At 56.6% G+C, this 8,054-nt stretch carries 7 protein-coding genes; 2 read left to right on the top strand and 5 right to left on the bottom strand.

The annotated features are described in order from the left end of the window. Positions 1 to 361: 361 nt before the first annotated feature. The 3 genes from CFP68_RS17365 to CFP68_RS17355 all read right to left on the bottom strand — a co-directional run bounded on the left by CFP68_RS17365 (position 362) and on the right by CFP68_RS17355 (position 2,846). Positions 362 to 1,348, bottom strand: coding sequence for a DNA-methyltransferase (locus CFP68_RS17365; protein ID WP_099828197.1), 987 nt, complete (start codon positions 1,346 to 1,348; stop codon positions 362 to 364). A 98-nt stretch (positions 1,349 to 1,446) separates the two neighbouring features. Continuing rightward, complete coding sequence (locus tag CFP68_RS17360; RefSeq protein WP_099828196.1) at positions 1,447 to 2,277, bottom strand: EcoRI family type II restriction endonuclease; 831 nt, start codon at positions 2,275 to 2,277, stop codon at positions 1,447 to 1,449. Positions 2,278 to 2,369: 92 nt separating this feature from the next. Further along, on the bottom strand, positions 2,370 to 2,846 hold the full coding sequence (locus tag CFP68_RS17355; protein ID WP_099828195.1) for a hypothetical protein: 477 nt from the start codon (positions 2,844 to 2,846) through the stop codon (positions 2,370 to 2,372). A gap of 139 nt (positions 2,847 to 2,985) precedes the next feature. Between CFP68_RS17355 and CFP68_RS18005 the strand changes: the two genes are divergently transcribed. Both CFP68_RS18005 and CFP68_RS17345 read left to right on the top strand, forming a co-directional pair. Further along, entirely contained in the window at positions 2,986 to 3,231 is a 246-nt protein-coding gene (locus tag CFP68_RS18005; protein WP_145953485.1) for a hypothetical protein, read from the top strand. A 118-nt stretch (positions 3,232 to 3,349) separates the two neighbouring features. Then, positions 3,350 to 3,568, top strand: coding sequence for a hypothetical protein (locus tag CFP68_RS17345; RefSeq protein WP_099828193.1), 219 nt, complete (start codon positions 3,350 to 3,352; stop codon positions 3,566 to 3,568). 365 nt (positions 3,569 to 3,933) lie between these two features. On the opposite strand, the gene CFP68_RS17340 is transcribed toward CFP68_RS17345, so the two are convergent. Together CFP68_RS17340 and CFP68_RS18545 are read right to left on the bottom strand one after the other, a co-directional pair. After that, positions 3,934 to 5,247: an McrC family protein gene (locus tag CFP68_RS17340; RefSeq protein ID WP_099828192.1), complete on the bottom strand. Its 1,314-nt coding sequence runs from the start codon at positions 5,245 to 5,247 to the stop codon at positions 3,934 to 3,936. Further along, positions 5,244 to 8,039: an AAA family ATPase gene (locus CFP68_RS18545; RefSeq protein WP_241524149.1), complete on the bottom strand. Its 2,796-nt coding sequence runs from the start codon at positions 8,037 to 8,039 to the stop codon at positions 5,244 to 5,246. Before CFP68_RS18545 ends, CFP68_RS17340 begins: the two co-directional genes overlap by 4 nt. Between the last annotated feature and the right edge of the window lie 15 nt (positions 8,040 to 8,054).

The raw sequence follows: 8,054 nt of genomic DNA, 5'->3' as shown, positions 1-8,054 counted from the left end.
GAACCCAACCCGATCACCAGGTGCAACGAGTAGCTTAATTTATGCCAGATCCTGTCCAATGATCGGGGAGTAGCTCAGGCGGCACGAAATTCGGTCACGCGGACCTTGCCGTGTCGGCCTCGCTGGCGTTGTGGCTGTCCGATCATCGCAGCATCGGGGCGCATATCGGCGAGGTGGCTTTGCGGGGGTTTTGTTAAGAAATCCCGCGCTGTCGCGATGCTCGTGACTTGCGCGCCCACGGTCGCCCGACGAGTTCAACGAGACGCGGGCAAACACCCCTGAAATATCGCGCGCTGATGGGTGTCTACGTGTTTTGGGCATCATTGCGCCTGTTGGCCCACAACGCGCGTTAGACAGGGGCTTACGCGGGTTGCTCTGCTTCGGCGATCTGCGGCACCTTCACGTCAATCTCCACGAGTCGAGCAACATGTTCCATGCCTTTAATAATCTCAAACTTTGGGATGGTTTTCAGCAGGTCCGAAGCAGATACCAACTCCAATTGTTTGGTCAGATACTCGTCGAAAATCGGGTCAGCGTCAAATGAGATACTATTGCGCCCTTCCTGTATAGCGACTCGAGTTGTAACCCCGCTTCCAGCAAAGAAATCCAATACCGTCGAACCCGGATAGGAAAGCGCGCGAACCAACCGCTCAATAACGACGGCGGGTTTTTGTGTTGGGTGGCCTACACGCTCTTTCGAATTACCGTTCAGTCGCGGCATCCGCCATACGTTAGTAGGGTTGCGCCCTTTCTCGACAGATTCAGGATTAAGGCGCTTGTCCTTCATATACACCTTCTTCGTTTCCTCGTCGTAAGGTTCCCGCACCGCGTCGAGGTCAAAGAAATACTTCTTCGATTTGGCGAACCAAGCGACTTCCTCATGGCGATTAGCGAAAAACCTTTGAGCGCTCATTCCGTTTGGGTAATTCCAGATGATCAGATTGGCCAACAGCATTTTGCTGTTCTGCCTCATATAGGAGATAAGCGACAGCAGGTCGCCAGATCCAGCTTCCCCCTGATACTGCAAGCCGCCAAATATCGCGATATTGCCTGTAGGGGCCAAAACGCGCTCTGCTTCTGAAAGCCAGTCCTTCGCCCAATCAATATAGTTAGAATGACTATCCCAGTCAGCCAACTGAATGTTATAGGGCGGATCGCAGATAATTAGTTGAATGGAATTGTCGGGGATCGCCGCAAGCGTAGTCAAGCAATCGCCAACTCCGACAACATGACGGGTGTTGGTGGGCAGTTCGGCACCTACTGCTGCCTTAGACGAATGCTTCTCCCCCGCCGTGTTCATAGCGTTCATCGCACGCAAGCCTGAATTTCTATGTGATCTGTTCGCCATGGGCTGCTCTATCCTCTTGTCTTTGTTGTTCTCATGGCGCGAAAAACGGCCTCCTGCCCGGAGCCAAACACTTTCGCGACTGGTGTTCGCGGACGTTATCAGATTTCCAAGTCGTCTGACAGCACATGTATGGACGTTTGGGCGACGGCAAGCAGGACTTCCGCCATAGCCTTTGCTGACCAAGGGTTTGCCTGAAAATAGAGGGAAGCGATTTGTAGCATCATCGGGGTGTCACCAGCTTGCACTACAATGTTTTCGCAGTAGTTCTGGTTAATCTCGCGACCGAGGCTACTCGCCGTTACACGATCAATTCTATTTAGCATCCCTGCCTTGTGTGAAATCTCGATCTGCCGCCCATCCGGCGTTGCGACTGAAAAGGTTTCCGTAGCGAAGTTGGAGCCTTGTAGGAAGACGACATATGGAAAGTGCCGCTCGTCAATCATGAAGTTACGAATTTCGACGATGTTCTTATGGACGCGTTCAATCGCGTTGCCAGCTACCATGAAATCTTGGTCTTTGGCCTTTCCCTGCTTAACCCCAGCAACAATCTTCTCAACGTCATTGCCCTGATGTTTCGATTCCCCAATCATGATCACGCGCCACTTACCGTTCTTATCGAGGACTTCAGTAATGGCACCATCGGGCCTAATGCTGGAGCTATCGACAAACAGAGCCTTTCCTAGCCGCGCATCAATCGCGTGAAGTTTGGCATGGATTTCTGACTTGCTGAGAGAGTTCCGCTGCCGAAACTCAAGGTTGGGAAACTCAATCGCAAGTTCTGCGAGGACTCCGGCAGTCACTTCGCGGATTGAAAGGTCATGCTTTTGGGCGGCTGCGCCGAATATGGTAAGGGGGCCACCGCCAAGTTCCTGCTGGACCCCCAGCCGAAGCGCCTGACCTTTACCCTTGAAGTGGACGTTCTTGCTCATCTCGCGACTTTCTATTTTGGTTTTGCGAGATGGTATCTTGGGAATCTGCGGGCGGGAAGCCTTCGTCTGGAAAAGTTGGCCGAAGGCTGTGATTAACTTTCCAGCGGTCGGAAAACTCCATCGTCATCTATCTCGATGACCTTGATCTCAAACCGGTCGCCTGTGTGAACAAGCGCGACCGGATACACACCTGACATGTGCTCGCGTGGTTCCGTGAGTTTCTTGTGCTGGCGTTTCAACGTGTAGTCCTCAACCCCGAACCAATCTTCCAATTCCTCAAAAACCTGCGCATCCGTTTTTGTGACCTTGCTGCGCCTCCGGTGCGCCTTGCCGCTATGATCATCGCGCGCCTCGGATCGAAGCTGCGCAACCCGCTCAACCAGTTCGAAGCGTTCCTCCTGCGCCTCAAGCGCCCCTTTGGGATCGCCATCGCGCCATCCCTCAAGCAGGGCGTGGCAGTCTTGGTATCGCCGCCAACGATGATCTTTTGCGTCGCCCCTGCGGTCTTGGGCCGGGAAGACGCCCTGCTTGTCTAGATCAAACAGGAAGCTGTCCGCGAACCATGTCATGAAATCACGCACGAATGACGGGTAGTCACGGTCCGTCTCATCGCAGAAGGTTTGTATTGAAGTTAGACATGATCTCGTCCTTTCAGACAGTTTGCGTTATGCCGTGTTGGCACGCCCTTTGTCACCGAAAGCGAGTTCCTTGGAAAAACAGCCGTTTCAAATCGAGTGTTTCGAGGAGGCTTTTCTCAACTACCTGCGTCAGCGTTTCGAGTTTGAACCGCTGGCCCACTATGTCATGGCGGCAATGCACCTCACCGCGCACTCGCGATCCTCGCAACGCACCCTGACGAAAGCGACATTGGCTTCTGCTCAATCAACGTATTGGTCGCAGGTCAGAAACTTTGCCCGCAAGACCCCGACGACAGAGAAGTGCTGTCGATCTTGATGGCAAGTAGCGAGTTCGGCTTTGCTGTCAGCGCAATCGAAGTAATGGCGCGTCAACTCCGCGAGATGCAAAACGTCTGGTGTGACGCCGCTGACGAACTCAAGAGCGAGGTGGCGGCATGACACAGCAATACTCAATCAAAGCTGCTCAAGAGCAGTCCATAACCGACGACTTGGCGCTCCGCACCGTTGAAGCCGCGCAGCGCATAATCAACGAGTATGTCGATCTTGGTTTCGTAACCGATGTTGTTCGAGATGAGGGCGGCTACCTCGGCTTTTCCTACGATCCCGAACGCTTTGCGCGCATGACGGCTGAAAGCTCTGCCGACGCTGCCTAATGTTGTAGAGTTGTTGCAGAGCCTACCAAAAACGACGATGGCCGCCCTTCGGGGCGGCCTTCATCATATTGATCTCATTCGAGAAAATTGGCTCCGGCGGTAGGGGGCTATCCGCCTGGCTAAACCACGTTGATTCCAAAGGAAAATTTCACGCGACTGTACACTGATCTCAATCGGACTCCAGAATGTGCCCGGAGTCGTGACGTACTCCGGGCATTAATTCAAGTACCATATTGCCGACGGATATCATCGATCGCGGAGCCCGCAGCAGATGGCACCTTGCGCCGCTCCCAAATTCATCGGCCGGTTTTGCGCCCCATGGTGCGCTGGAGTGTTGGCCCAATCTGAGCCCATGTGCGCAGTCGTCAGATCATATCTGCATCAGGGCAGGGGAGAATTTTCGACACGAGCGAAGTCAGGGCTGCGGAAACAGCAGAATGGGAAGCCGAGACGTCGATTGTGGATACAAAGAGACGGTTTGTGCCTTCGGGTCCGGCAATCTCGTAAGTCTGACAAACGGGATGATCCGGAAGCCCGTGGTGATGCGGATAAAGCAGCACGACCCGATCACAATCGTAGATCTGCGAATAGGCCATGAGCTGGTAGACGTCCGCCTGGCTTACGCCCTGCTTGGGATCGTCGATCCTTGGCGCCATGCGCTTCCATTTCGTGTCGATCACGATTGCAATCTTGCTTCCGTCGCGCACGATGATGTCGGGGCGGGTGCGAAAGCGTCCGATACCGTTTTCATACAGGCAATTCCTGTGACCGCCCTGGGTCGTGACTTGCAGGCCGGAACCGGCGAGCGCGCGCTTCAGGAGTTTGGAGATGTAGTCTTCGAACAGAACGTTCATTTCGAACAGCAATGCGTGGCCGTCTGTCGGCCCGGCGCTTGTGGTCTGGTATCGCTCACCCAAAAGCAGCCGGGCAAGCGACAGCAGATCTTGCCAGCGCCGGTTGGTGCGGTCGAGGGTGATGAGGTCCCACCGAAGCGCCGTGCGCGAAATTGCCGAGATATCGGCATAGACAAACGACAACTCCCGCAGGCTGCGCTGGTTGTCGGGTGCGGTCGCCAGCCGGCTGAGTTTGAGTATCGTGGCCTTCATGACCTGATTGAGCGCAATATCCGGTGAGAGCTCATCATACCGACAGGCCAGTTTCTGCGGCTGGGCGGCAAGAGTGGAAAATTGACGCGTTACATCCAGGCGACCGCGCAGGGCGGGCAGGTCATCTTCATGCGCGATATAGCGACGGGGAATACCCTGCCGGACGGCCTCGATCATCTTGCCGCAGAACAGCCGGATCAGGATTTCGAGCAGGGTGTCGCGCTGCCACCCGAGTTGGGCCGCGGTTTGCGCGTCGATCCTGATGTCGCGCGCCACCGCCAGCATGTGGACGAGCCGGCGGCGCAAGGTTTCGTCTGACGCGCTTTCCGCTTCGCCCATGGCCTCGATCTTGGGCAGGATCTCGAGTTGGCAGCCGGGGGCCGAGATCACGCCGACGACACCCCGGGCACGGATGTCCTTGCGGCGATGCTCAAGGACGCCGTCGCCACCCCGGCCGGAAAAAGGTGAGCGCCGCGCGACATCCACCAGGTGCGCGGCGTGGGTTTCGGGGATCGTATCCTCGCAGGTGCCGAATGCGATATGATCCCATTCACGCAGGCTGCGCCGGATCATTGCCCGGTCAGTCCGTCATAGGAGAAACCATCCTGTCGCAGGGACCAGCGGAAGCGGGGCGCGCCATCGCCTACGTCGTCCAATCCCGGCGGTGCCTTCAGAATTATGCGGATCATGAATCCCCCGTCGATCGGGCCCTCATGTGATGCCGCATCCCCGAGAACGGCGGCAACCTTGCCCCAATCCTCGAAGAAGTATTCGGCCAGCAGGGGAATGACCTTGTGCCGCATCACCGCGTCCACGTCCTCGCGGGATGTGCAGTTGATGAAATAGGCGTGTCCGATCTGATGTTCGCGATCATAGAGATATTCGATCCGTTCGTTGAGGGAGGTCAGAATCCGCGGCAGATCGAGGCCGCACCGTGCGGCCGCGTCGTGCATTTCTTTGATATCGTGTTCGGGCATCATCTCACGGAATTCGAACCGCCTGCGTAGCGCAGTGTCCAATAGCGCGATGGAGCGGTCGGCGGTGTTCATCGTGCCGAGGATATGCAGGTTGGCCGGCACGCCGAACTCCTCGCCGGAATATGGCAGGCGGACCTTCAGCGCATTTGGCATCCCCGTCCGCTTGTCCGGCTCGATCAGGGTGATCAACTCGCCGAACACCTTGGAGATGTTGGCGCGGTTGATCTCGTCGATGATGAGCACGAAGGGCAGCATTTCTGTCTGAGAACTATCACTGTCGCTGTTCATGTAGCGCTCGAACGTGGCCACGTTGAGGCGCGACGGGGAGAGGGGATAGATCGACCGCATGGTGAAGTTGCCGTCATAAATCTCGCTGGCCGGAACGCCTTCCCTGTCGACCCACAGCCATCGGACCGCGCGGCGATGGCTGTAGACCCGGCTGTCGCGCTGATGGTATTCATAGTTGCCGATGACCTCGCCAATTGCCCGGAAAAAGCCGTTACCCTTGGTCGCGACAACAATATCACCAATTTCCATCTGATTGCGAAAGACATCCAGCATCGCCACCTGGCCGGATTGCAGCGTCACATCGCCTTCGCGCGTGCCTTGCTCGTGGCAGACCTGCAGGATTTCATCGACATCCGAGAACCGATCGTCGGTGAAGTCGATATCCTCCCATCCCAGCAGCACGTGACCTTCCGAGATGGCCTCCTCGAACAGGTATTCTTCCGACGCCATGTTTGCGCGACCGATGGACATCTTGAAGACCTGACGGCCGGACAGGCTGATTGCATCGTCGCCTGTCTGCACTGAGATCCCGCTTTCCGCCCGGCTCGCAATCCGGCGGAAGATGCCGGGAACCGTCTCAAGGCGGAATCCGGTTCCCGATCCGCCCTCACCATCATCTTCGGTGGTGGGCTGCCGTCCCTCGATGAAGTCTTCGTAGGACATCGACTGATGGAAGGTGACGAACTCGATCCGCTTCTCTGCGCGTAGCTGATCATAGGCCGCCATGACCTCGCCGCGGTTGTCTGGTACGGGTTCGCCGCACAGGCCAAGCGCTTCAGCGGCGGTGGCGTAGGTCTTGCCGGTGCCCGGCGGGCCGTAGAGGATCAGGTTCGTCGGGGCCATTGGCTCTGCAACTCCAGTAACGGGCGTGTGGGGGCTCGCACTCCGAGCATCTTGATCGGTCAATTGATAGGTGAAAACCGTCGTGCTGCTGGGGTTGGGGCCGGTGATGTCAGGCTCGGCGGTTTCGATCATTTCCAGAAACGTGCGCCCCTCCAGCGCTTGACATATATTCGGAAAAGCGTTCGTGAGGCCCATGAGTTTCGCAAGATCACTGGCGCGGATCGGGACCTCCTTTTCGCCTGCATCCCGCGCCGGTTCGATGAAGTAATTCCGCGCACAGGCCCGAATGCGATCTGCATCGCCGAGCAGATGATCGTGTTCGGGAACGTCGCAAGGCTCACTTTCGGCATCGACGATGATGTATCCGGCATTGTGCAAACTCGCAGCCGCGCTTCCGGATGACCAGCCGCCGTTGAGAGAGGTCTTGTCGAGCAAGTACCCAACAATCGGCTTGGTCGGGTAGGGGCGTTCTGCCGCGCGGGAGGTGGAACGCACCCAGTAGCTGCTGGGATCAGCAAATGCGTCGAAAATACGGGAGTGGGCTCCACTCTTCTCGTATTGATCAAATGCGAGCATTGCTTTTTCGACATCGTCACGCGTCAATCGCGACGCCGCGCGGCCCTCTCTCATATCGACTATTTCGAACCCGAGTTCGCGCAGTTTCGCGCGCGATTGCGCTTCTCCGAAACCATTGAAATACTGCCGGGCATTCAGTGAAGGCCCGTCGGGTAACTTCGCGATAGCTGTGGCGACAGTTGCCTTGGCAGGATAAAGATTTGGATCGGCGATACTGTGATTTTGCGTGTCATCCTGCCGCTTTGTCCATTGCTGAGGCTTCGAAAAGCCGACGCGTTTCAGAAATGCTTCGGCTCCTTCGGCGTCACAATCATCCATGACAGCCAGTATTTCTGCCTTCGTCAGCCTGTTGACCCAGGCCATATGATCAATCTTGTCGGGCATCGCGAAATCATCGTTCCGAAAATCGTCGTAGAGACCTATGGCCTGCCGCAGAGTTGCAAGCCCGGTGCGAAGGTCTCCGTCAATTGGGACGGGGGACGGATTTGGACGCTGCTGCCGCTCGTCTTCCGTGCTATAGGCGAATTTCGAGAGCAGGCTTTCCTTTCCTTCGTTGTCCAGCGCCTCATCCAGATCGCCTATGAACTGCTCGACCCGGCGCACGTTGCTGATGCGGGCGCCTATGGTTCTGTCCTGATGGCCACGCCGATGGAGCCAGTCCCGAAAAATATCTTCTCTCACCTTTTCCACTCCCAC

This window comes from Oceaniglobus indicus (assembly GCF_002751875.1).
In the GTDB taxonomy this organism is placed as follows: Bacteria; Pseudomonadota; Alphaproteobacteria; order Rhodobacterales; family Rhodobacteraceae; genus Oceaniglobus; species Oceaniglobus indicus.
The sequence above is the reverse complement of the archived record's forward strand: the minus strand, read 5'-3'. Positions and strand labels throughout refer to the sequence as shown.

Bases quoted from the DNA above. Each gene is read 5' to 3' on its own strand.
- CFP68_RS17365 (WP_099828197.1), bottom strand. From the start codon at position 1,348: ATGGCGAACAGATCACATAGAAATTCAGGCTTGCGTGCGATGAACGCT.
- CFP68_RS17360 (WP_099828196.1), bottom strand. From the start codon at position 2,277: ATGAGCAAGAACGTCCACTTCAAGGGTAAAGGTCAGGCGCTTCGGCTG.
- CFP68_RS17355 (WP_099828195.1), bottom strand. From the start codon at position 2,846: ATGACATGGTTCGCGGACAGCTTCCTGTTTGATCTAGACAAGCAGGGC.
- CFP68_RS17345 (WP_099828193.1), top strand. From the start codon at position 3,350: ATGACACAGCAATACTCAATCAAAGCTGCTCAAGAGCAGTCCATAACC.
- CFP68_RS17340 (WP_099828192.1), bottom strand. From the start codon at position 5,247: ATGATCCGGCGCAGCCTGCGTGAATGGGATCATATCGCATTCGGCACC.